This window comes from Uruburuella suis (assembly GCF_004341385.1).
GTDB classification, from domain to species: Bacteria; Pseudomonadota; Gammaproteobacteria; order Burkholderiales; family Neisseriaceae; genus Neisseria; species Neisseria suis.
Map to the genome: position 1 here is coordinate 30,680 of NZ_SLXE01000005.1, position 21,867 is coordinate 52,546.

The window sequence follows — 21,867 nt, forward strand, 5'->3', positions numbered from 1 at the left end:
TTAGAGCCTCCTTTATTATTTCAGTGAACGGATGCCCACCGCATCACGCACTTTTGCCAGCAACAGGCGTGCTTCTGCACGGGCTTTTTCTGCACCCGCCTGCAAAATGGCTTCGATTTGCGCCGGATCGGCCATAAGTGCGTGGTAGCGTTCGCGCTTGTCGGCCAGCTCCTCGTTGAGCTTGGCGGCCAGCATTTTTTTGGCTTCGCCCCAAGCCAGGCCGTCGGCCAATGCTTGGGTGAAAGCGGCGGTGTCGGCAGGCGTGGCAAAGGCTTTGTAGATTTCAAACAGCGGGCTCTCGTCGGTGTCTTTGGGCTCGCCCGGCGCTTTCAGATTGGTCACGATTTTGTTGACGGCTTTTTGCAGCTTTTTCTCGTCTTCAAACAAAGGAATGGTGTTGCCGTAGCTTTTGCTCATTTTACGCCCGTCCAAGCCCACCAAGGTTTCCACTTCTTCATCGATTTTCGCTTGCGGCAGCGTAAACAGATCTTGATATAAATGATTGAAGCGGGCGGCAATATCGCGTGCCATTTCCACATGTTGGATTTGGTCGCGCCCCACCGGCACATCGTTGGCGCGGAACATCAAAATATCGGCGCTCATCAGCATCGGGTAGCAAAACAAGCCCATGTCCACCGCCGCATCGGCATCGTTGCCCGCTTCTTCATTGGCTTGCACCGCGGCTTTATAAGCATGTGCTCGGTTCATCAGGCCTTTGGCGGTAACGCAGGTGAGTATCCAGTTTAATTCCATGATTTCGGAAATATCGCTCTGGCGGTAAAACGTGGTGCGTTCGGGGTCGAGGCCGCAGGCGAGCCAAGTGGCGGCCACGGCGCGGGTGGATTCGTGAATCAATTGCGGGTCGCGGCATTTGATCAGGCCGTGGTAATCGGCCAAAAAAAGAAACGATTCGGTGTTTTCGTCGCGGCTGGCGCGGATGGCGGGACGGATGGCGCCCACATAATTGCCCAAATGGGGAGTGCCGGTGGTGGTCACGCCGGTGAGTACGCGTTTTTTATTCATGGAATGCTTTCACAATCAAACAGGCCGTCTGAAACGGCCGTGCTCATTATTTATTAAGAAATCAAGAAAAACAGATAAACGCGATTATACCGCATCGCACCGCCGCCACAAGCCGCCGCAGCCGCTGCATCGGGCAGGGGCTGCAACACGGCTATTTTCCGCCGCCCAAGCGCCGATAAAATACGCGGCGGCTTTGGCATTTTGCCGCCGGAAATGATTTATACCCATTCAAAAAAGTAAGCTAACAAGGCGGAAGCCTGCGACACTACAACCAGTACGGCAAGGCGAGCCAACGCAGTTATTGATTCGGCAATTAAATATTGAACATTTTCAGATGCCGGCAAACAAGCCTTTGGTTTGTTGCCCTCTCCCTAGCCCTCTCCCACGGGAGAGGGAACAGGTTTCTGCTGCAGGTAAGAGGATGTGAATATTCAATAATTAATTGCCGCATCTATAGGTTATTTTTGGGATGGGTATTATGCGCTTGCCTGCGCAAGCGTTCAGACGGCCTCTGCACCCGCAAAATAGGCAAATAATGTTAACATACGTGCTTGTTCCCGCTCAAAGCCCACACCATGAATCCGCTGCTCAACCAATTGCAACCTTATCCTTTTGCCCGCCTGCGCGAAGCCATGCAAGGCATTGACGCGCCGGCCGGCGTGAAGCCGGTGCCGCTGCACATCGGCGAGCCGAAGCACGCCACGCCCAAAGTGATCACCGATGCGCTCACCGCTTCTTTAAACGAATTATCAAGCTATCCGCTCTCGGCCGGCCTGCTCGAATTGCGTCAAGCCTGCGCCGATTGGGCAGCGCGCCGCTACGACGGCCTCACGCTCAACCCCGACACCGAGATCCTGCCCGTACTCGGCAGCCGTGAAGCGCTGTTTGCCTTTGCGCAAGTGGTGCTCGACCCGAGTGCCGCCGAAAAAAACATCATTATCAGCCCCAATCCTTTCTATCAAATTTATGAAGGCGCGGCTTATTTGGGCGGCGGCGACATTTATTTTGCCAATTGCCGTGCGCCCGATTTTATGCCGGCCTGGCAGGAAGTGCCCGAACAGATTTGGCAGCGCACCAAGCTTGTGTTTGTCTGCTCGCCCAACAATCCTTGCGGCAGCGTGATGCAGCGCGATGATTGGGCGGCTTTGTTTGCCCTGCAAGACCGTTATGGCTTTGTGGTGGCTTCTGATGAATGTTATTCCGAAATCTATTTTGATGGCGCCAAACCCATAGGCTGCTTGCAAGCGGCTGCACAATTGGGGCGCAGCAATAAAGGCTTGGTGATGTTTACCAGCCTTTCCAAGCGCTCCAACGTGCCCGGCCTGCGCTCGGGCTTTGTGGCGGGCGATGCCGCTTTGCTCAAGGCTTTTTCGCTCTACCGCACTTATCACGGCAGCGCCATGAGCGTGCCGGTGCAGCGCGCCAGCATTGCCGCTTGGCAAGATGAAGCCCATGTGGCCGAAAACCGCCGCCTGTATCAGGAAAAATTCAGCAAAGTGGTGCCGATTTTGCGGCAGGCGTTTGATGTGCAGATGCCCGATGCTTCGTTTTATCTGTGGCTTAAAGTGCCCGGCGGCGATGATTTGGCTTTTGCGCAAAAACTGTGGCGCGAAGCGGCGATTCAGGTGTTGCCCGGCCGCTTTTTGGGGCGCGACACCCCGGAAGGCAATGCCGGCGAAGGCTATGTGCGCATTGCGCTGGTGGCCGGTGTGGCCGAATGCGTGGCGGCGGCTGAAACGATGGTGGCGCTGTTTCGCTGATGGCGAAAAGGCGCTAAAAGCTTTCAGACGGCCTTTGCCTGCTTTTTTGATCAGATTGATGTATTTGAAATAGCGTGAAACTTTATCCCAAATAAAACCCATTTTGTTTATCTTGATTTCGAGCCGGGCATGAAAAGCCCTGATGCGCAATCGCGCCCGAAGCGGCGGCGGTTTTGTGGCATAATGGCACACCTTTACCCGTTTGCGCCGGCAGCAACACCATGCTGCCGGCGGCTGATTGTTTGATGAATTGCATGCAGACGGCCGCTTGAACATGCCGGCAGGCCGTCTGAAAGAAAAAGAAAGAATATCATTATGAACCCGTTTGCATCTTTGGGCTTGGGCAGCGAAATCGTGTCTGCGCTCACCGAGCAGGGCTACGAAACGCCCACGCCGATTCAGGCCGCCGCCATTCCCAAGGCCTTGGCCGGCCACGATTTGCTTGCCGCCGCCCAAACCGGCACCGGCAAAACCGCCGCCTTTATGCTGCCCAGCCTCGAGCGCCTCAAGCGCTATGCCACGCCCAGCACCTCGCCCGCCATGCATCCGGTGCGCATGTTGGTGCTCACGCCCACGCGCGAATTGGCCGACCAAATCGATCAAAACGTGCAAGCCTATATCAAAAACCTGCCGCTGCGCCACGCCGTGCTGTTTGGCGGGGTGAACATGGATGCGCAAACCCGTGCCCTGCGCGCCGGCTGCGAAATCGTGGTGGCCACGGTCGGCCGCCTGCTCGATCATGTGAAGCAGAAAAACATCAACCTGAGCAAAGTGGAAATCGTGGTGCTCGATGAGGCCGACCGCATGCTCGACATGGGCTTTATCGACGACATCCGCAGCATCATGCAGATGCTGCCTAAGCAGCGCCAAACCCTGCTTTTTTCCGCCACATTCGCTCCGCCGATCCGCAAGCTCGCGCAAGACTTTATGAAAAACCCCGAGCAAGTGGAAGTGGCCGCGCAAAACACCGCCAATGCCAATGTGGAGCAGCATGTGATTGCGGTGGACACCGCCCGCAAACGCAGCCTGCTTGAGCGGTTGATTGTGGATTTGAACATGAATCAGGTGATCGTGTTTTGCAAAACCAAGCAAAGCGTGGACCAGGTCAACCGCGATTTGCAGCGGCGCAATATCGCTGCCCAAGCGATTCACGGCGACAAATCTCAGCAAACCCGCCTCGAAACCTTGGCGGCGTTTAAAGAAGGGCGGTTGCGCGTGCTGGTGGCCACCGATGTGGCCGCGCGCGGGCTCGATATTGCCGAATTACCGTTTGTGATCAACTATGAATTGCCCACCCAGCCCGAAGATTATGTGCACCGCATCGGCCGAACCGGCCGCGCCGGCGCCGACGGCGTGGCGATTTCGCTGATGGATGAAGCCGAGCAAAAAATGTTTGAATCCATCAAAGCACTCACCGGCAGCGAAATCGCCGTGGAGCGCATCGAAGGCTTCGAGCCGCGCTGGTGGCGCAATGGCGACGAGCCGGCCGCCGAAGTGGCTGTCACAACCGAAGCGCGTGCGCGCAGCAGCAGCCGCAATGAGCGCCCTGCGCGTGAGGCCGGCCGCAGCGAGCGCACCGATAAACGCAGCGAAAGCCGCACCGCCGAGCGCAACGATGCCGGCAGCGCTTGCGGCAAAATCGCCGGCCGCAGCCGCCGCAGCCGCCGCGAGCGCCCCAAATGCGCGCTTTTGCAAGCCGGCTACGGCGCACAATAAAGCGTATGCAAAATAAACACAGGCCGTCTGAAAGCTTTCAGACGGCCTGTGTGTTTTATGCAGCCCGTTGTGTCACTTTTTTATGCATTCCACTATATAAAATAAACACACATGCCGTCTGAAAGCTTTCAGACGGCCTGTATGTTTTATGCAGGCTTGCGACAAGATTACGCCGCAAAAGCGTGGCGCGCACACCACGGGCAACAAGCGCAGGTATGATTGACTTTGTCAAAACAAAGCGTCATCGTGCGCATGGCACGCAAATGCCGTCTGAAAATTTTTTTCAGACGGCATTTGCGTTTTATACAGACAGCAGGTTTTCATGCATACGATTAGGCCGCAAAAGCGCGGCGCGCGTAGTGGCGGCGGCCTGCATTATCCGGCCCATTGCCAGCGGTTGCGCCAAGCGCCGATTACGGCGTTGGGGTATTTATTGCTGCCGAGGCTGCCGTTGAAACGCGCCAGCGCGCGGGTGAGATTGCCGCGTTCGACATTATTGTAGTGGCGCAAAATGGTGCAGCCGTAGCGCAGGTTGGTGCGGATATCAAACAGATTGTGCTCGGCGCGACCGATGTGGTTTTTCCAAAATGGCATCACCTGCATTAAGCCGCGCGCGCCCACGCCGCTGATGGCGTATTGGCGGAAAGCGCTTTCCACTTCGATCAGCCCCAACACCATTTGCGTGTCGAGCCCGGCGCGGGTGGATTCATATTGGATATGGGTGAGCAGGCGGCGGCGCTCGGCTTCATCGGGCACAAAACGCGCCAGCCGCGCCGACATATCGCGCAGCCAGCGCGCGCCGTCGGCCGGCTTGGCAAACACCAACCGCGCCGGGTTGGCATTGTTTACCGAATTGCGCATTACCGATGCCACATCGTCGGATAAGGTTTCTTCGCGTTGCGCACCGGCGCGCGCCAGCACGGGCGAGAGCAGCAAAGCGCCGCCGACCAGCAGTAGGCGGCGGCGCTCGATGAGGGGAGAGGTTTGAGAGAGGGCGTTGTTTTCCATGATGTGCAGATTTGTTTTTTATCATTTGATTAATAGCAGGCCGTCTGAAACCTTTCAGACGGCCTATGATTATAAAACATTATTTTTGCAGCATAAAGCCTGCACGATTAATCTGCGTAGCGCACACGCCAACCCACGCTCTCGCCGCCGCGCATCGGCACCAAGACTTCATCTTCGCCAAAAGGCACTTTCGGCGGCACCAATTGGGTTTCTTTCACCAGCGTAAGCGTGTGCGGGTTTTCGGGCAGGCCGTAAAAGTGGGCGCCGTTTTGCGCGGCAAAGGCTTCGAGCTTGTCGAGCGCGTCGGCCGCTTCAAACACTTCGGCATAAAGTTCAATCGCAGTGGCGGCGCTGAACATGCCCGCGCAACCGCAGGCGTTTTCTTTGGCCGATTGCGCGTGCGGCGCGCTGTCGGTGCCCAAAAAGAATTTATGTGCTTTTTCGCCGGTGATGGCGGCCACCAGCGCTTTGCGGTGGCTTTCGCGCTTGAGCACGGGCAGGCAATAATGATGCGGGCGCACGCCGCCCACCAGTAAATCGTTGCGGTTGAGCAGCAAATGTTGGGGCGTCACGCTGGCGGCCACATTCTCACCCGCTTCCATCACTAAGCGTGCGGCATCGGCGGTGGTGATGTGTTCAAACACCACTTTGAGCGCCGGCACTTTTTCCAGCACCGGCTTCATCACGCGCTCGATAAACACGGCTTCGCGGTCGAAAATATCGATTTCGGGGTCGGTTACTTCGCCGTGCACCAAAAACAAGATGCCTTCTTGTGCCATGGTTTGCAGCACCGGAATCAGCTTGAATAAATCGGTTACGCCCGAATCGGAATTGGTGGTGGCGCCGGCGGGATAAAGCTTGAAGGCCACAATGCCGGCAGCTTTGGCTTCGCGCACGGTGTCGGGCGTGGTGTTGTCGGTGAGGTAAAGCGTCATCAGCGGCTCAAACGTGCTGCCTTCGGGCAGCGCAGCCTCAATGCGCGCGCGATAGGCAAGCGCATCGGCCACGCTTGCCACCGGCGGCTTGAGGTTGGGCATAATCACTGCGCGCCCCATTTGGCGGGCAGTGAAAGGCAGCACGGCTTTGAGCGCCTCGCCGTCGCGCAGGTGCAAATGCATATCGTCGGGCTGGATAATGGTGAGGGTTTGCATGGCATTCCTTTGCCGGTTGGGTTTAATCGAGAATACAGCGTCAATTGCTGATGGCGCGGGTGATTTCACGCGGCACCACATACATATTCAAAGCCGCCTGCATCGGGGCTTCTGAGGCTGAAGAGGTAGTGGCGGTGAGCATCCATTCGTTTGCGCTGCCTTCGCTGTTCCACGCATAAGCCAGCTGGCTGAGCGAAAAAGGCGCATCGGTGTGCAAATCGCCGCGCGGCTCGGCGCGCAAACCGCCGCCGCCAGCTTCGGCCAGCCGCATAAATTCGCGGCGCACGATTGCTTCATCGGCCACACGAGCTTTCACGCTGCAATATTGTCCGCCGGCAGCCAGCAAAAAGCGGCCGCCGTTGGGGCTGTGGCCGCCCCAAGCCTTACGCACGCCCGGCTCGAAACCCCATTTTTGGATTTCATCTGCGCTGAGCGCCTGCATTTTGGCTTCTTGCGCCCAAGCCGTGATTTTGGTTTCATCCGCACCGTTGGCCACGCAGCCGTTGAAATAAAGCTGCACCGCCTGCTGCGCGTAGCTTTGGGCATTTTTCTGCGCCTGCTCTTCTTCGGCGCGGCAGGCGGCCAAGAGCGGCAACAAACCGAGCAATAATAAAATTCGCATGTTTCAGACGGCCTTATTTGTGTTGCACCACCAAGGTGAAGATTTCCCCAGCCTGTGTGGATTCGAGCAACACATGGCCGGTTTGGCGGCAAAAAGCGGCAAAATCATCGGGTGCGCCGGCATCGGTTGCCAGCACAGTAATCACTTCACCGGCCTGCATCTGCGCCAGCGCTTTTTTGGTTTTCAAAATCGGCAGCGGGCATTTAAGGCCGGTGAGGTCTAAGGTTTGTGTGTTCATGTTCAGATTCGGTAAAACTGGCTTAATGCTTATTATAACCTGTTTGCCGCCTGATTGCGCCGGGGCTTTTAAGCCCCTACAATAGCGGCTGATATTGAAATGGAGACGCCCATGCGCCGCTTATGCCTGCTGGCCCTGATTGTGGCCGGCACTTCGCTTGCCGCCACCCCGCGCAACGATAAAAACACCACCACCAACACCCGCTATGTGGAAAGCGCCGCCGAGCGGGCCTCAGGCGAATTCAAAGAAGCCGATGTGGCGCTGCCGCCCGTGCCCGATGCCGGCGGCGAGGGCTGGTTTGACCTTTATGTCGGCAACGGCTTCGACAAACAGCCGCGCATCCTGCTCGACAGCATTGCGCTGGCACCCGACGGCAGCGTGCGCTATGTGCTCAATATCCGCTCGGCCAAAGGCTATGATAATTTAAGCACCGAAGGCTTTTTGTGCTCAGACACTTCTTTGTCGCTCAACGAAGCCAAACGCTCCGCCTATAAAATTTTCGGCTATGCCGACACGGTAAACCGACGCTGGATCAGCGCGCGCAACAGCGAATGGAAGCCCATCGGCTCGATTTTGAATACCGCCGACCCGGTGCGCACAGTGCTCTATCGCGCCTTTTGTGTAGACGGTCGCCCCGACAGCAATGCCGCCTTGCAGCAGCGCGTGCGCGAGCGCAGCGGCCGCTATGCCAAGAGCTTGGGCAATCCGGGCAAATAGCGTTTGCTTAAAATCGATCAATAAACCCAAAAGGCCGTCTGAACATTCAGACGGCCTTTTGGGTAATCATTATTGTTAACAATTTTCTGCCAAACAGATACTTTGCGTGTATGATAGCCGCTTGCTGTTTAACTGATTCACCTCATCATGGATGCCCATCTTATTTTTCTGCTCACGCTTGGCTTTCTCGCCGGGCTGATGGATGCCGCCGTGGGCGGCGGCGGCCTGCTGCAAATTCCCGGCCTGTTTAACTTTCTGCCGCGCAATATGCCGGTGGCCACGGTGATGGGCATCAACAAATTCGCTTCGTTTTGCGGCACGCTCACCGCCACCGGCCAATTTGTGCGCCGCATCGCCGTGCCTTGGAAAATGCTGCTGCCCGCCGCCGCGCTGGCCTTTCTTGCCTCTTACAGCGGCGCACGGCTGGTGTCTTACATTCCCGTGCAATATATGAAGCCCGCCATGCTGGCGATTATGGCGGTGATGTTTGTTTACACTTTTTGCAAAAAAGACCTCGGCCAAGCCGTGCGCACCACCGCGCTCAGCCGCAAAGAAACCGCTTGGGGCTTGTTTTTCGGCGCGCTTATCGGCTTTTACGACGGCGTGTTCGGCCCGGGCACCGGCAGCCTGCTGGCCTTTATTTTCGTGCGCTTTTTCGCTTATGATTTCCTCACCGCCACCGCTTCGGCCAAAGTCATCAACCTCACCACCAACCTGGCCGCGCTGAGTTTTTTCGTGCCCAACGGCCATATTGTGTGGGCGTGGGCGCTGCCTTTGGCGCTGGCCAACCTCAGCGGCGGCTTGGTGGGCGCACATTTGGCCATGAGGGGCGGCAGCAAATTTCTGCGCTACGGTTTTATGGCGCTTTTGTGCATCATGATCGGCAAATTCGGCTGGGATTTATTGCATTAGGGTCTGCTCACAATCCATCACGCGGCAATCTTTGGGTCCAAAAACGCGCCTGCTGCGTTGAAAATGCTCGCAAGGTGTCCAACCTTGCTGCGCTTTTCGCCTTGCAAGCGCGCTTTTGCGCTCAAAATCTTACGCACGGATGAAATGTGAACAGACCCTAAGCCCTTGCAAATTCATGTTTTGCCTATATTGCTGAAGCATTAATCTTTCAGACGGCCTTTATTATGAACATCAGTGAAACTGCACGCCTCAGCGGCCTTTCCAGCAAAATGATACGCGATTACGAGCGGCTGGGCTTGATTCCGCCGGCAGGGCGCAGCGAAGCGGGCTACCGCCAATACAGCGCCCGCGACCTTGACACGCTGCACTTTATCAAACACGCGCGCGAGGTGGATTTTTCGCTCGCCCAAATTCAAACTCTGCTCGAATTGAAACACAACCCGCACCGCGCCAGCGCCGATGTGAAGCAATTGGTGGGCGAACACATCAGCGCCTTGCAGCATAAAATCAACCGTCTGCAAAGTATGGCCGACACGCTGCAGGGCTGGTACGACTGCTGCAAGGGCAACCAAGAGCCTGATTGCGCGATTATCGAGCAACTCTCTGAAAATAAAGGCACACCATGATGAAAAATATTGTATTCGGCGTTTTGCTGTTTGGCTGCATCTATGCCATTGTGTTGTTTGTAGGTAAGCGCCGCCAAGCCCGTAATGATGGTAGGCGTGATTAGCCGCGTTTTTGCGGTGCAATCGTAGGTATGAACGATGATATCGGCTTTAAGTTGATTGAAAGTTTTCAGGTTGTCTGAAGCTTTGCTGCTTGCTTGAATGGTTTGAATGCAAGTTTCATGCGTATGGTTAGGCTTTGTTTTGACAAAGCTGACCGTAGTTATAGTGGAATGCAAGAAAAGTGACGCAACGGGTAGATTGGGTTGAAAATCCAACAAGCCCGCAGGCCGTCTGAAACGTTGGGTTTAGCAACCCAACCTACACCGTTATAGAGCGTAGTTGTATCTTTTTTTCTTGCATTCCACTATATGCAGCAAAGGCCGTCTGAAAAGTCTTTCAGACGGCCTTTGGCGTTTTATTTCAAGCGTTTATTCTTCCGGCGTTTCACCGTCGGTGTCGTCGATTTTGCCTTCGGTGATGTCGATGTCCACGCCCACGGCGGCGCGGATTTGGGCGTCGATTTCGGTGGCGATGGCGGGGTTTTCTTTCAGCCACAGGCGCACGTTGTCTTTGCCTTGGCCGATTTTGGCGCCGTTGTAGCTATACCAGGCGCCGGATTTGTCGACGATATTGTGCTTCACGCCGATGTCGATCAATTCGCCTTCCCAGCTCACGCCCTCGCCGTAGAGAATGTCGAATTCGGCCTGGCGGAAGGGCGGGGCGACTTTGTTTTTAATCACTTTCACGCGGGTTTCGTTGCCGATTACATCGTCGCCTTTTTTAATCTGGCCGGTGCGGCGGATATCGAGGCGCACGGAGGCATAGAATTTGAGCGCGTTGCCGCCGGTGGTGGTTTCGGGGCTGCCGAACATTACACCGATTTTCATGCGGATTTGGTTGATAAACACCACCAGCGTGTTGGTTTTTTTGATGTGGCCGGTGAGCTTGCGCAAAGCCTGGCTCATCAGGCGGGCTTGCAGGCCGACGTGGCTGTCGCCCATTTCGCCTTCGATTTCGGCTTTCGGCACGAGCGCGGCCACGGAATCGACCACCACCATGTCTACGCCGCCGGAGCGCACCAGCATATCGCAGATTTCGAGCGCCTGCTCGCCGGTGTCGGGCTGAGACACCATTAAGTCTTCCACTTTCACGCCGAGCTTGCGTGCATAAATGGGGTCGAACGCGTTTTCGGCATCGATAAAGGCGCACACGCCGCCGTTTTTCTGGCATTGGGCGATGGTTTCGAGGCAGAGGGTGGTTTTGCCGGAAGATTCGGGGCCGAAGATTTCCACCACGCGCCCGCGCGGCAGGCCGCCGACGCCGAGGGCTAAATCGAGGCCGAGTGAACCTGTGGAGATAACTTCGAGGTTTTCGTCTTTATGGCTGCCGTCCATTTTCATGATGGAGCCTTTGCCGAATTGTTTTTCAATTTGGGCTAGGGCGGCGGCCAAGGCTTTGCTTTTTTCGTCTGACATAAGGGCTCTCGTGTGTAAACTAAGAATTATCTTAGCTATTGTCTCATAAAATAAGAAAAAGTATAGTTTTATTTTAATTTTGTTGTTTTTGGTGAGCCGAATTCACTTTGTAAGCGAAATAAGGGCTTTTAAAACAGGCTGATAATGCCCAGCACGGCCAGCGTTAAAATAATGGTGAGTGCGCAGCCCACTTTGGCAATCACGCCCATGATAAAGCCGATAAACGTGCCCACGCCCACTTTGCCGGCCGACCATAAATCTTTGCGCGCCCAAAATTCGCCGATGCCGGCGCCGAGCAAGGGGCCGAGCAACAGGCCGGGCAGCGAGAAAAAAGCGCCGGCGATGCCGCCGATTAAAGCGCCCCAAAGCGCGGTTTTGCTGGCACCGGTGAATTTGGCGCCGAGCATGCCGGCGATATAATCCATGGCGGTGCCCACGGCGGCCACCACGCCGAGAAACACCAGCGTGCCAGTGCCGATAATTTGATAATCGCCGGCATAGGCCAGCAGCCATGCGCCGGCAAACATCAGGCCGAGGCCGGGAATGGCGGGGTAAACGGTGCCGAGCAGGCCGATCAAGAGCGCCATCAGGCCGAGAATGATGAGAATGATGAGCATGTTTGTCCTTGTGTTTGCATATTAAAACAGAGGCCGTCTGAAAGGTTTCAGACGGCCTTTTACATGCGGGGAAAAGCGCTAAATTCAATGCCGGCGCGGATGTTTATATTTGTTTATTTGAAGATGCGTATGATTTTAGGTTTGTTGTGATGACAGGCCAATAGATTATATCTGCAAAGAAGTGCATACAAATGGCCGTCTGAAAGGTTTCAGACGGCTATTTGTATTTAAATGGGCGCAAACGCTCTGCTTTAGGGTTTAGGCTTTCGGCCTGCTGGCCAAAATATTGATCACTTTTTGCGGTGCAGCCGCTTCTATTTTAATGCTGTTTTCAGCGCTGTCATTAAGGCCGTCTGAAGCGGTGGCAAATTGCGGTGGCATGCTTTCGCGGTCAAACGCCAAATCGCCACCGTGCTTGAGCGCTTGGCCTTTTGCGAGTGATTTGAAGTCGAATAAATCGGGGTCGGCCAGGTGCGAGGGCACCACGTTTTGCAGCGCTGAAAACATGCTCTCGATGCGGCCGGGAAAGCGTTTGTCCCAATCGTTGAGCATTTCTTTAATCACCTGCCGTTGCAGATTGGGCTGCGAACCGCACAGGTTGCACGGGATAATCGGAAATTGTTTCAGCTCGGCATAGCGGGCCAAATCTTTTTCTTTCACATAGGCCAAGGGGCGGATAACGATGTGTTCGCCATTGTCGCTCACGAGCTTGGGCGGCATGGCTTTGAGCTTGCCGCCGTAAAACATATTTAAAAACAGCGTTTGCAAAATATCGTCGCGGTGGTGGCCGAGCGCGATTTTGCTGCAACCCAATTCTTTTGCCACGCGGTAAAGCACGCCGCGGCGCAGGCGGCTGCACAGCGAGCAGGTGGTTTTGCCCTCTTCAATCACCCGCTTCACCACGGAATAAGTGTCTTCTTCGATGATGTGGTAGGGCACGCCGATGCTTTGCAGATATTCGGGCAGAACATGCTCGGGAAAGCCCGGCTGCTTTTGGTCGAGGTTGACGGCCATCAGCTCGAAATCAATCGGCGCGCTGGCTTGAAGCTGGCGCAAAATATCCAAAAGCGCATAGCTGTCTTTGCCGCCCGAGAGACACACCATGATTTTGTCGCCGGCTTCAATCATGTTGAAATCATTAACAGCATCGCCCACGGCATGGCGCAGGCGCTTGTTTAATTTGTTGTTTTCCAGCTCGTGTTTCGGTTTTTTAGACATGGTTTTGTGCAGGGTGAAAATTCAAGCGGCAATTATACGCTATCGTGAAACAGGCGCAAAACGGCTGTTGTTTATCAGGCCGTCTGAAAAAAGTTTCAGACGGCCTGATACCAATCCAAAAAAATAACCTAACTTCGTTGTCTCGCCTTGCCGTACGTGTGTACTGTCTGCGGCTCGCCGCCTTGTTAGCTTACTTTTTTGAATGGGTATGATAAATGAAAAGAGATAATCAAATAATGAAATATCGCTTCGTATCATAAACGCTGTTCAAGCGGTTTATTAACATTACTGCGTGTAAGCGAAAGGCCGTCTGAAAACTTTCAGACGGCCTGATAAATGCTTATATAAAAAAGTATATTTTTTTGTTTGCGCTGGACTCAGCCGGCGATAAGGGCGCGCCAGCGCGCCACTTGCCGGCGCACTTGCTCGGGCGCGGTGCCGCCCAAGTGGTTGCGGGCATTAAGGCTGCCCTCGGGCGTGAGCACGTTGTAAACATCTTCGTTGATTAAATCGGAAAAGCTTTGCAGATCTTCGAGCGGCAGCTCGCTCAAATCTACGCCGGCGCGGTCGGCATGGCGCACGGCCAGCGCCACCACTTCGTGGCTGTCGCGAAAAGGCATGCCTTTTTTCACCAGATAATCGGCCAAATCGGTGGCGGTGGCAAAGCCCTGCATCACGGCCGCGCGCATGTTTTCGGGCTTCACGGTAACGCCGCGCATCATGTCGGCATAAATGCGCAAGGTGTCGATTAGCGTGTCTACCGTGTCAAACAGCGGCTCTTTGTCTTCCTGATTGTCTTTATTGTAGGCCAAGGGCTGCGATTTCATCAGCATCATCAGGCCGGTGAGGTGCCCGATCACGCGGCCGGATTTGCCGCGCACCAATTCGGGCACATCGGGGTTTTTCTTTTGCGGCATGATGCTGGAGCCGGTGCAGAAGCGGTCGGCAATGTCGATAAAGCCGAAGCGCGGGCTCATCCATAAAATCAGCTCTTCGGAAAGGCGGCTCAAATGAATCATCACCAGGCTGGCTGCGGCGGTGAATTCGATGGCAAAATCGCGATCCGACACGGCATCGAGCGAATTTTGGCAGATTTGCTCAAAGCCCAGCAATTGGGCGGTGGTTTCGCGGCGGATGGGATAAGTGGTGCCGGCCAGCGCGGCGGCGCCCAGCGGCATGCGGTTGACGCGGCGGCGGCAATCGGCCATGCGCTCGTGGTCGCGGCCGAGCATTTCCACATAAGCGAGCATGTGGTGGCCGAAGCTCACCGGCTGGGCCACTTGCAAGTGGGTGAAGCCGGGCATCACCACTTCGGCGTTTTGCTCGGCCAAATCGAGCAGGGCAGCCTGAAGGCTTTGCAGCAGCGCCTGAATTTCGGTGATTTCATCGCGCAGCCACAGGCGGATATCTGTGGCCACTTGATCGTTGCGGCTGCGGCCGGTGTGCAGGCGTTTGCCAGCATCGCCGATTTTATCGGTGAGGCGCCGCTCGATATTCATGTGCACGTCTTCCAAATCCAGCAACCAAGGCATTTTGCCGACTTCGATTTCTGCTATAATTTCGGCCATGCCTTGCTCGATGGCGGCCAAATCTTCTGCGCTCAACACACCGGCTTGCTGCAGCATTTGCGCATGCGCCAGCGAGCCTTGTATGTCCCATTTGGCCAAACGTTTGTCGAAATCAATCGAGCCGGTGTATTTTTTCACCAGCTCGGCAACAGGCTCGTTGAAGCGGCCCGACCATGTTTTATTATCCGTCATGCTTAATTATCCACTGCGTTGTTGGTTTTTAGAAGTTAAGGTTTGTTGCTTATGCCCATTATACGTCAAATAAGGTCTTTGTTTGCGGTTCCGGATATGCGTAATTTCGGCTCGATTCAAAGATTGATGCTGTTTGCTTTTGCCTGCGTGTTGCTTTTCCCCTTGCTGGTTGCATCGTTAGCCGATTATGGCAAGGTGGTTTATGTGACGGCGGCTTGGGCGGGGCCGACTTTGCTTTTGCTGGTGGTGGCAGGCTATCTTTCCGGCGATTTTTTGGCGGGCAGCCGCTTTGCCGTGCCGATTGCCTATGGGGCGGGCGTGGGCTTTTTCGTGCTGGTAGATCATTTGCTGCTGGGCGAGCTGCTTTATTTTTGGCAGCATTTTTGGCAATTCAACAGCTTTTTGCTGATGTTTATGTATAGCGAAGGGGTGCGCCGGCGCACGCTCACGCCGGCGCTCTCTGAGGCGCGCCTCACAGCACTCACCGCCCGCATCCGCCCGCATTTTTTGTTTAACAGCCTCAATGCCGCCATCAGCCTGATCCGCCTGCGCCCTTATGATGCGGAAACCTTGCTGGAAAACTTAGCCAATCTTTTTCGGGCGCAGCTCAAAGATGGCAGCCAAAACAGCACTTTGAGGCAGGAAATCGAATGGGCGCAGGAATATGTGGCCATCGAGCAAATCCGCATGGGCCCCACACGGGTGCAGGTGATGTGGCAGCACGATGCGCCTGATGATGCGGAAACGCCGCACCTGCTGCTTCAGCCTTTGCTTGAAAATGCAGTGTTTCACGGCATTGAATCCACTCACCGTCCGGGCATGATTTCGGTGAAAACCACCCGCCAAAATCATTGGATTTATATCCGCATCGAAAACCCTTATGTGCCCTCAGAGAGCGAAGACAACGTGAAGCCGCACAAAGGCAATTCGATGGCTTTGCGCAATCTGCAAGAGCGGCTCACGCTGATGTATGACAACGATGCGCAAATCAAAAGCCGCCAGCTCGATGGGGTTTTCCGGGTGGATATCCGCCTGCCTTACCGCAAAGAATCATCTGATATCAACCGCTTGTTTGGTTAGGGTCTGTTCACAATTCATCACGGCAATGTTGGTTCAAAATCCGGCTTGCGGATGAAATGTGAATAATGGGCCTAAAAAGGTGTAAATACCTGAGGCCGTCTGAAAAAAATGCAAGCCGTATATCTTGGCAACGCGCCGCCAACCAGCCCCTGTTTTGTGCTAAAATCGACACACATTTATCTGCTGAAATCGAAATATCCATTATGACCGACGCCACCGTACGCAACGACCACCACTTCGCCAAAGAAACCATTCCCATCAGCCTTGAAGACGAAATGCGCCGCAGCTATCTCGATTACGCCATGAGCGTGATTGTAGGCCGTGCGCTGCCTGATGTGCGCGATGGTTTGAAGCCCGTGCACCGCCGCGTGCTCTACGCGATGCACGAGCTGAAAAACAACTGGAACAGCGCCTATAAAAAATCCGCCCGTATCGTGGGCGACGTGATCGGTAAATACCACCCCCACGGCGACATCGCCGTGTATGACACCATTGTGCGCATGGCGCAGGATTTTTCATTGCGCTATGTGTTGATCGACGGGCAGGGCAACTTCGGCTCGGTAGACGGCGATGGCGCAGCGGCCATGCGTTATACCGAAATCCGCATGGCGAAAATCGCCCACGAAATGCTGGCTGACATTGAAGAAGAAACCGTAAATTTCGGCCCCAACTATGATGGCAGCGAGCACGAGCCGCTGGTGTTGCCCACCCGCTTTCCCGCTTTGCTGGTAAACGGTTCATCCGGCATTGCCGTGGGCATGGCCACCAATATTCCGCCGCATAATCTGAGCGAAACCATCAATGCCTGCGTGGCGTTGCTGCACAACGGCGAAATGAGCATCGAAGAATTGATTCAACTGATGCCGGCGCCCGATTTTCCCACCGGCGCCACCATTTACGGCTTGAGCGGCGTGCGCGAAGGCTATAAAACCGGCCGCGGCCGCGTGGTGATGCGCGGCAAAACCCATATCGAGCCCATCGGCAAACACGGCGAGCGCGAAGCCATTATCATTGATGAAATTCCCTATCAGGTAAACAAAGCCCGATTGGTGGAAAAAATCGGCGAATTGGTGCGCGAGAAAACGCTGGAAGGCGTGTCCGATTTGCGCGACGAATCGGATAAATCGGGTATGCGCGTGGTGATCGAGCTCAAGCGCAACGAAAATGCCGAAGTGGTGTTAAACCAGCTCTATAAGCTCACCCAGCTGCAAGACAGCTTTGGCATCAATATGGTGGCCTTGGTCGACGGCCAGCCGCGCCTGCTCAACCTCAAGCAGATTTTGAGCGAATTTTTGCGCCACCGCCGCGAAGTGGTAACGCGCCGCACCTTATTCCGTCTGAAAAAAGCCCGTCACGAAGGCCATATCGCCGAGGGCAAAGCCGTGGCTTTGTCGAATATCGACGAAATGATCGAGCTGATTAAAACTTCCGCCGATGCGCCCGAAGCCAAAGTGCGCCTGCTGGCACGCGCTTGGCGCTCATCGCTGGTGGAAGAGATGCTCGGCCGCACCGATCTCGATTTGAGCATGGCGCGCCCAGAAGGCCTGCCTGCCAATCTGGGCTTGCAGGACGAAGGTTATTATTTGAGCGAGCTGCAAGCCGATGCCATTTTGCGCATGAGCCTGCGTAACCTTACCGGCCTCGATCAAGACAGCATTATCGGCGATTATAAAAACATTATGGCGCAGATTATTGATTTTCTGGATATTTTGGCCAAGCCCGAGCGCATCACCCAAATCATCAATGATGAGCTGGAAGAAATCAAAGCCCAATTCGGCGATGAGCGCCGCAGTGAAATCAACCCGTTTGGCGGCGATATTGCCGATGAAGACCTGATTCCGCCGCGCGAAATGGTGGTAACGCTCACCCACGGCGGCTACATCAAAACCCAGCCCACCACCGATTATCAGGCGCAGCGCCGCGGCGGGCGCGGCAAACAGGCCGCAGCCACCAAAGACGAAGACTTTATCGAAACCCTGTTTGTGGCCAACACCCACGATTATCTAATGTGTTTCACCAACTTGGGCAAATGCCATTGGATTAAAGTTTACAAGCTGCCCGAAGGCGGCCGCAACAGCCGCGGGCGCCCGATCAATAATGTGATTCAGCTTGATGAAGGCGAAAAAGTAAGCGCCATTTTGGCGGTGCGCGATTTCCCCGAAGATGAATATGTGTTTTTCGCCACCGCACAAGGCATGGTGAAAAAAGTGCAGCTGTGCGCCTTTAAAAACGTGCGCACCCAAGGTATTAAAGCGATTGCGCTCAAAGAAGGCGATTCGCTGGTGGGCGTGGCGAAAACCGGCGGCTGCCACGATATCATGCTGTTTTCCAATTTGGGCAAAGCCATCCGCTTTAACGAATATTGGGAAGGCAGCAGCGAAGCCGAAGAAAGCGAAGACGATCAAGAAATCGATGCAGATAGCGGCGAAGAGGGCGATGCCGCCGAGAGCAGTGCGCCCAAAGCCAACAAAGGCGTGCGCCCCTCCGGCCGCGGTAGCGGCGGCTTGCGCGGCATGCGCCTGCCTGATGACGGCCGCATTGTGAGCCTGATTACTTTTGCACCCGAATGTGAAGCGCAAGAAGGGCTGCAAGTGCTCACCGCCACGGAAAACGGCTACGGCAAACGCACCCCGATTGGCGACTACAGCCGCAAAGGCAAAGGCGGGCAGGGCAATATCGCCATCAACACCGGCGAGCGCAACGGCGATTTGGTGGCGGCAACCCTGGTGGCTGAAAGCGATGATTTGATGTTGATCACCAGCGGCGGCGTGCTCATCCGCACCAAGGTCGAGCAAATCCGCGAAACCGGCCGCGCCGCAGCGGGCGTGCGCCTGATTAATCTGGACGAAGGCGAAACCTTGGTAAGCCTGGAGCGCGTGGCCGAGCCGGAAGAAACAATACCGGAATCAGAAGAAGAGACTGAAATTTCCACTCAAATCGAGGCCTTGATGCCGGAAAATGAAGATGAATTATGAGATTTGAGTATTTAATTTAAAGGGTCGTGTAAACTATTTGCTGATTTCCGCACTCTAAACTCACTTGAACAAATGAAGTAAAGAGAGAGTGTCTGTGAAAAAGAAGATTTACTTGAGGTTGTTGAGAATGATCGGTTCTATGCTTCCCCCTTCTTACGAAAAGCCGTTTGGCCCGGTGGCGAAAAAAGTCCGCTATTTTTTCGCCTGCCGGATTTCCGATAATATCGCGAAAAATGTGAATATCGAAAAAGGCGCTTATGTGCTGGCAGATACGGTGGTTGGTGAAAATTCGAGCATAGGTGTGAACAGCGAGATTTGCAAAGGTCTTACGCTTGGCAAAAATGTGTTTATGGGCCCCGAATGCTTGTTTTATTCCTATCAACATAAATTCGACCCAGTAACCAAGCAATACGATGGCTACACCGATGTTCGGCCGATTGTTATCGAAGATAATGTTTGGTTGGGTCGCCGCGCTATCATCATGGGCGGTGTAACCATTGGCGAAGGCTCTACCATCGGTGCTGCTTCAGTGGTAACGAAAGATGTGCCGCCTTACAGCGTGGCGGCGGGTAATCCGGCGGTAATCAGGAAAAACCTGCTGGATTGAACGTTGTGAACGAGCGCAGTTGGGTTGCCAAGCCCTGCAGTTAAAACAGGCCGTCTGAAATGTCAGTATTTCAGACGGCCTTTTTGTTTTATGCAGCGGTGGATGTTCATGCCTACGATTACGCCGCGCAAAACCCGGTGTGCGCACCTACGCTGCTTTTAAAAAAATGGCATAAGGGGCTAAAAATCGCTGAAAGGCGGGCAATTGGTATTGTGTTTGCTTTGCGGCAATCCGCAGCTGTCTGATACCAATCCAAAAAAACCTAACTTCGTTGTCTCGCCTTGCCGTACTATAGTGTGGAATGCAAGAAAAAGTGACACAACGGGTAGGTTGGGTTGATAAACCCAACATTTCAGACGGCCTGTGTGCTTGTTGGGTTTATCAACCTAACCTACCCGTTGTGTCACTTTTTTTATGCATTCCACTATATTATGTTTGTACGGCATGCGAGGCCGTCTGAAAGCCTTGGCCGCTGCTTATTCCGGTGAAAAATGCCACACCTTGCAAACGGTGTGCTGAGGCTGCGCCAGAGTGCCGAAATATTGCCAGCGCATCTGCGGGCTTGCCCAATCCGGCCACACGCAGGCCAGCGCCCAGCCGCCGCACAAGCCGGCAAAGCCTTGCCAGCCGCTTTGGCCGCCGATGTGCAATTTTGCGTGCCCGCCTTGCCGGCACACACCCGCATGCGGCAAGTCTGCCGGAAAATCCAGCCCGGCGGCCTTAATTAAGGCTTCTTTGGTGCACCACAAGCGGTAATAATCTGCCGCACGCCAGCCGCGCGCCGCCAGCCATTGCCGCTCTTCGGCGCTGCACGATAAATCCGCCAGCGCCGAAAAATCGCGCGGCCGCAGCCATTCGATGTCCACGCCCAGCGGCAGCGGATAAGCCCCGGCCGCCAAAAGCGCTGCACCGTGGCTGTGCGAGAGCGACAGCACGGGCGCTTTTGTTTGTTGTTTTAAAAAGCGGCTCACCTGCCAATCGGTGCGCATCGCCAGCGCCGGTGCGGCACTCACGCGGGCGCGGTCGGCTTGGTCAAGCAGGGCGGCTTGATAATCCGGTGCACAAACGGCATCGGCTATAAGCAAATCAATATGCAAATCGGACATAAGCGGCAAAAGCGGGCAGAAAAAAACGATTATAGAAGTAAGTGGCCGGCTCGTGTAAAATGCCGCATCTTGTTATCAATGTTGTGAAACGCGCCATTATGAAGCCGTCTATTCTGGAAAAATTGCAGCAACTGGCCGAGCGCCTTGAAGAAGTGACCCATTTGCTCGGCTCGCCCGAGGCCACCGCCGATATGGATAATTATCGCAAGCTCACGCGCGAGCATGCGGAAATCACGCCGGTGGTGGAAGCTTTTCAGCGCTACCGGCAGGCGCAAAGCGATTTGGCCGAGGCGCAGGAAATGCTGGCAGATCCGGAAATGAAAGACTTTGCCGCTGAAGAAATCGAAGCGGCGCAGGCGAAAATCGAAGCGCTGGGCAACGAATTGCAAACCTTGCTTCTGCCTAAAGATGCCGATGACGATAAAAACATCTTTATCGAAGTGCGCGCCGGCACCGGCGGCGACGAAGCGGCCTTGTTTGCCGGTGATTTGCTGCGCATGTATGGCCGCTTTGCCGAGCGCAACCGTTGGCAGATGGAAATCGTGTCGGCCAACGAAAGCGATTTGGGCGGCTATAAAGAAGTGATTGCCCGCATTATCGGGCTGGGCGCCTACAGCAAGCTCAAATTCGAATCGGGCGGCCACCGCGTGCAGCGCGTGCCGGCCACCGAAAGCCAGGGCCGCATCCACACTTCGGCCTGCACCGTGGCGGTGATGCCCGAAGCCGATGAATTGGAAGAAATCGAGCTGAACCCTGCCGATTTGCGCATCGACACGTTTCGCGCCAGCGGCGCCGGCGGGCAGCATATCAACAAAACCGATTCTGCCGTGCGCATCACCCACTTGCCCAGCGGCATGGTGGTGGAATGCCAAGACGGCCGCTCGCAGCACGCCAACAAAGCGCAGGCCATGAAAGTGCTGGCCGCGCGCCTCAACGATATGCAAAAGCGCGAAGCGCAAGCCAAAGAAGCGGCCGAGCGCAAAAGCCTGATCGGCAGCGGCGACCGCAGCGAGCGCATCCGCACCTACAACTACCCGCAAGGCCGCGTGACCGACCACCGCATCAACCTCACTTTGCATAAACTTGATTTTGTTATGGACGGCGATTTGGACGAGCTCACCGGCGCGCTGAGCGCCGAGCATCAGGCGGAATTGCTGGCGCGCATGGCGGAATAAGCGTTTTTGAATAAAACATTTCCAAACCGAAAAACTGTT

Annotated in this window: 21 protein-coding genes; 10 read left to right on the forward strand and 11 right to left on the reverse strand. The window is 55.1% G+C overall.

Annotation, left to right across the window (positions count from 1 at the left end; translation table 11 throughout):
• Positions 1–15 precede the first annotated feature (15 nt).
• Positions 16–1,023 carry a tryptophan--tRNA ligase gene (gene trpS, locus EV680_RS02815; RefSeq protein WP_132952995.1) on the reverse strand — a complete coding sequence of 336 codons (1,008 nt, stop codon included), beginning with the start codon at positions 1,021–1,023 and terminating at the stop codon, positions 16–18.
• Between the two features lie 575 nt (positions 1,024–1,598).
• Between trpS and dapC the strand changes: the two genes are divergently transcribed.
• Complete coding sequence (gene dapC / locus EV680_RS02820; RefSeq protein WP_132952998.1) at positions 1,599–2,783, forward strand: succinyldiaminopimelate transaminase; 1,185 nt, start codon at positions 1,599–1,601, stop codon at positions 2,781–2,783.
• 82 nt (positions 2,784–2,865) lie between these two features.
• Here dapC and EV680_RS11905 read toward each other — a convergent pair whose 3' ends face one another.
• Positions 2,866–3,039: a hypothetical protein gene (locus EV680_RS11905; protein WP_165870894.1), complete on the reverse strand. Its 174-nt coding sequence runs from the start codon at positions 3,037–3,039 to the stop codon at positions 2,866–2,868.
• Positions 3,040–3,098: 59 nt separating this feature from the next.
• Here EV680_RS11905 and EV680_RS02825 point away from each other — a divergent pair, with 59 nt between their 5' ends.
• Positions 3,099–4,499: a DEAD/DEAH box helicase gene (locus tag EV680_RS02825; protein WP_132953001.1), complete on the forward strand. Its 1,401-nt coding sequence runs from the start codon at positions 3,099–3,101 to the stop codon at positions 4,497–4,499.
• Positions 4,500–4,874: 375 nt separating this feature from the next.
• On the opposite strand, the gene EV680_RS02830 is transcribed toward EV680_RS02825, so the two are convergent.
• The 4 genes from EV680_RS02830 to EV680_RS02845 all read right to left on the reverse strand — a co-directional run bounded on the left by EV680_RS02830 (position 4,875) and on the right by EV680_RS02845 (position 7,518).
• Complete coding sequence (locus EV680_RS02830) at positions 4,875–5,507, reverse strand: lytic transglycosylase domain-containing protein (protein ID WP_132953003.1); 633 nt, start codon at positions 5,505–5,507, stop codon at positions 4,875–4,877.
• A gap of 107 nt (positions 5,508–5,614) precedes the next feature.
• Positions 5,615–6,658, reverse strand: coding sequence for a dihydroorotase (pyrC, locus tag EV680_RS02835; RefSeq protein WP_132953005.1), 1,044 nt, complete (start codon positions 6,656–6,658; stop codon positions 5,615–5,617).
• A 40-nt stretch (positions 6,659–6,698) separates the two neighbouring features.
• Complete coding sequence (locus EV680_RS02840) at positions 6,699–7,280, reverse strand: NMCC_0638 family (lipo)protein (RefSeq protein WP_132953007.1); 582 nt, start codon at positions 7,278–7,280, stop codon at positions 6,699–6,701.
• Between the two features lie 13 nt (positions 7,281–7,293).
• Positions 7,294–7,518, reverse strand: a complete 225-nt coding sequence (locus tag EV680_RS02845; RefSeq protein WP_132953009.1) for a sulfurtransferase TusA family protein — start codon at positions 7,516–7,518, stop codon at positions 7,294–7,296.
• Between the two features lie 111 nt (positions 7,519–7,629).
• Between EV680_RS02845 and EV680_RS02850 the strand changes: the two genes are divergently transcribed.
• From EV680_RS02850 to cueR, 3 genes are all read left to right on the forward strand, one after another.
• Complete coding sequence (locus EV680_RS02850; RefSeq protein ID WP_132953011.1) at positions 7,630–8,235, forward strand: CNP1-like family protein; 606 nt, start codon at positions 7,630–7,632, stop codon at positions 8,233–8,235.
• 147 nt (positions 8,236–8,382) lie between these two features.
• Entirely contained in the window at positions 8,383–9,147 is a 765-nt protein-coding gene (locus EV680_RS02855; protein ID WP_132953013.1) for a sulfite exporter TauE/SafE family protein, read from the forward strand.
• Between the two features lie 224 nt (positions 9,148–9,371).
• Entirely contained in the window at positions 9,372–9,773 is a 402-nt protein-coding gene (gene cueR / locus EV680_RS02860) for a Cu(I)-responsive transcriptional regulator (protein ID WP_207894273.1), read from the forward strand.
• Between the two features lie 470 nt (positions 9,774–10,243).
• On the opposite strand, the gene recA is transcribed toward cueR, so the two are convergent.
• The 4 genes from recA to argH form a co-directional block, all read right to left on the reverse strand.
• Positions 10,244–11,290: a recombinase RecA gene (gene recA / locus EV680_RS02865; protein WP_132953017.1), complete on the reverse strand. Its 1,047-nt coding sequence runs from the start codon at positions 11,288–11,290 to the stop codon at positions 10,244–10,246.
• A gap of 128 nt (positions 11,291–11,418) precedes the next feature.
• The gene (locus EV680_RS02870) at positions 11,419–11,907 is read right to left on the reverse strand and encodes a DUF456 domain-containing protein (RefSeq protein ID WP_132953019.1); all 489 of its coding nucleotides are present in this window, start codon (positions 11,905–11,907) and stop codon (positions 11,419–11,421) included.
• 258 nt (positions 11,908–12,165) lie between these two features.
• Positions 12,166–13,125 carry a tRNA 2-thiocytidine(32) synthetase TtcA gene (gene ttcA / locus EV680_RS02875; protein WP_132953021.1) on the reverse strand — a complete coding sequence of 320 codons (960 nt, stop codon included), beginning with the start codon at positions 13,123–13,125 and terminating at the stop codon, positions 12,166–12,168.
• Between the two features lie 377 nt (positions 13,126–13,502).
• Complete coding sequence (argH, locus tag EV680_RS02880) at positions 13,503–14,885, reverse strand: argininosuccinate lyase (protein WP_132953023.1); 1,383 nt, start codon at positions 14,883–14,885, stop codon at positions 13,503–13,505.
• Positions 14,886–14,936: 51 nt separating this feature from the next.
• Between argH and EV680_RS02885 the strand changes: the two genes are divergently transcribed.
• From EV680_RS02885 to EV680_RS02900, 4 genes are all read left to right on the forward strand, one after another.
• On the forward strand, positions 14,937–15,965 hold the full coding sequence (locus tag EV680_RS02885) for a sensor histidine kinase (protein WP_132953025.1): 1,029 nt from the start codon (positions 14,937–14,939) through the stop codon (positions 15,963–15,965).
• Positions 15,966–16,168: 203 nt separating this feature from the next.
• Positions 16,169–18,940, forward strand: coding sequence for a DNA gyrase subunit A (gene gyrA, locus EV680_RS02890; RefSeq protein WP_243650327.1), 2,772 nt, complete (start codon positions 16,169–16,171; stop codon positions 18,938–18,940).
• 139 nt (positions 18,941–19,079) lie between these two features.
• On the forward strand, positions 19,080–19,547 hold the full coding sequence (locus EV680_RS02895) for an acyltransferase (RefSeq protein ID WP_132953027.1): 468 nt from the start codon (positions 19,080–19,082) through the stop codon (positions 19,545–19,547).
• A gap of 59 nt (positions 19,548–19,606) precedes the next feature.
• Positions 19,607–19,792 (forward strand): hypothetical protein, encoded by a 186-nt coding sequence (locus EV680_RS02900; RefSeq protein WP_132953029.1) that lies wholly within the window; start codon positions 19,607–19,609, stop codon positions 19,790–19,792.
• Between the two features lie 231 nt (positions 19,793–20,023).
• On the opposite strand, the gene EV680_RS02905 is transcribed toward EV680_RS02900, so the two are convergent.
• Positions 20,024–20,653 (reverse strand): 4'-phosphopantetheinyl transferase family protein, encoded by a 630-nt coding sequence (locus EV680_RS02905; protein ID WP_132953031.1) that lies wholly within the window; start codon positions 20,651–20,653, stop codon positions 20,024–20,026.
• A gap of 98 nt (positions 20,654–20,751) precedes the next feature.
• Here EV680_RS02905 and prfA point away from each other — a divergent pair, with 98 nt between their 5' ends.
• On the forward strand, positions 20,752–21,828 hold the full coding sequence (gene prfA / locus EV680_RS02910) for a peptide chain release factor 1 (protein WP_132953033.1): 1,077 nt from the start codon (positions 20,752–20,754) through the stop codon (positions 21,826–21,828).
• Positions 21,829–21,867: the final 39 nt, after the last annotated feature.

Coding starts and splice junctions, on each gene's coding strand:
- trpS (WP_132952995.1), bottom strand. CDS start 1,023: ATGAATAAAAAACGCGTACTCACCGGCGTGACCACCACCGGCACTCCC.
- dapC (WP_132952998.1), top strand. CDS start 1,599: ATGAATCCGCTGCTCAACCAATTGCAACCTTATCCTTTTGCCCGCCTG.
- EV680_RS11905 (WP_165870894.1), bottom strand. CDS start 3,039: ATGCAATTCATCAAACAATCAGCCGCCGGCAGCATGGTGTTGCTGCCG.
- EV680_RS02825 (WP_132953001.1), top strand. CDS start 3,099: ATGAACCCGTTTGCATCTTTGGGCTTGGGCAGCGAAATCGTGTCTGCG.
- EV680_RS02830 (WP_132953003.1), bottom strand. CDS start 5,507: ATGGAAAACAACGCCCTCTCTCAAACCTCTCCCCTCATCGAGCGCCGC.
- pyrC (WP_132953005.1), bottom strand. CDS start 6,658: ATGCAAACCCTCACCATTATCCAGCCCGACGATATGCATTTGCACCTG.
- EV680_RS02840 (WP_132953007.1), bottom strand. CDS start 7,280: ATGCGAATTTTATTATTGCTCGGTTTGTTGCCGCTCTTGGCCGCCTGC.
- EV680_RS02845 (WP_132953009.1), bottom strand. CDS start 7,518: ATGAACACACAAACCTTAGACCTCACCGGCCTTAAATGCCCGCTGCCG.
- EV680_RS02850 (WP_132953011.1), top strand. CDS start 7,630: ATGCGCCGCTTATGCCTGCTGGCCCTGATTGTGGCCGGCACTTCGCTT.
- EV680_RS02855 (WP_132953013.1), top strand. CDS start 8,383: ATGGATGCCCATCTTATTTTTCTGCTCACGCTTGGCTTTCTCGCCGGG.
- cueR (WP_207894273.1), top strand. CDS start 9,372: ATGAACATCAGTGAAACTGCACGCCTCAGCGGCCTTTCCAGCAAAATG.
- recA (WP_132953017.1), bottom strand. CDS start 11,290: ATGTCAGACGAAAAAAGCAAAGCCTTGGCCGCCGCCCTAGCCCAAATT.
- EV680_RS02870 (WP_132953019.1), bottom strand. CDS start 11,907: ATGCTCATCATTCTCATCATTCTCGGCCTGATGGCGCTCTTGATCGGC.
- ttcA (WP_132953021.1), bottom strand. CDS start 13,125: ATGTCTAAAAAACCGAAACACGAGCTGGAAAACAACAAATTAAACAAG.
- argH (WP_132953023.1), bottom strand. CDS start 14,885: ATGACGGATAATAAAACATGGTCGGGCCGCTTCAACGAGCCTGTTGCC.
- EV680_RS02885 (WP_132953025.1), top strand. CDS start 14,937: ATGCCCATTATACGTCAAATAAGGTCTTTGTTTGCGGTTCCGGATATG.
- gyrA (WP_243650327.1), top strand. CDS start 16,169: ATGACCGACGCCACCGTACGCAACGACCACCACTTCGCCAAAGAAACC.
- EV680_RS02895 (WP_132953027.1), top strand. CDS start 19,080: ATGCTTCCCCCTTCTTACGAAAAGCCGTTTGGCCCGGTGGCGAAAAAA.
- EV680_RS02900 (WP_132953029.1), top strand. CDS start 19,607: ATGTCAGTATTTCAGACGGCCTTTTTGTTTTATGCAGCGGTGGATGTT.
- EV680_RS02905 (WP_132953031.1), bottom strand. CDS start 20,653: ATGTCCGATTTGCATATTGATTTGCTTATAGCCGATGCCGTTTGTGCA.
- prfA (WP_132953033.1), top strand. CDS start 20,752: ATGAAGCCGTCTATTCTGGAAAAATTGCAGCAACTGGCCGAGCGCCTT.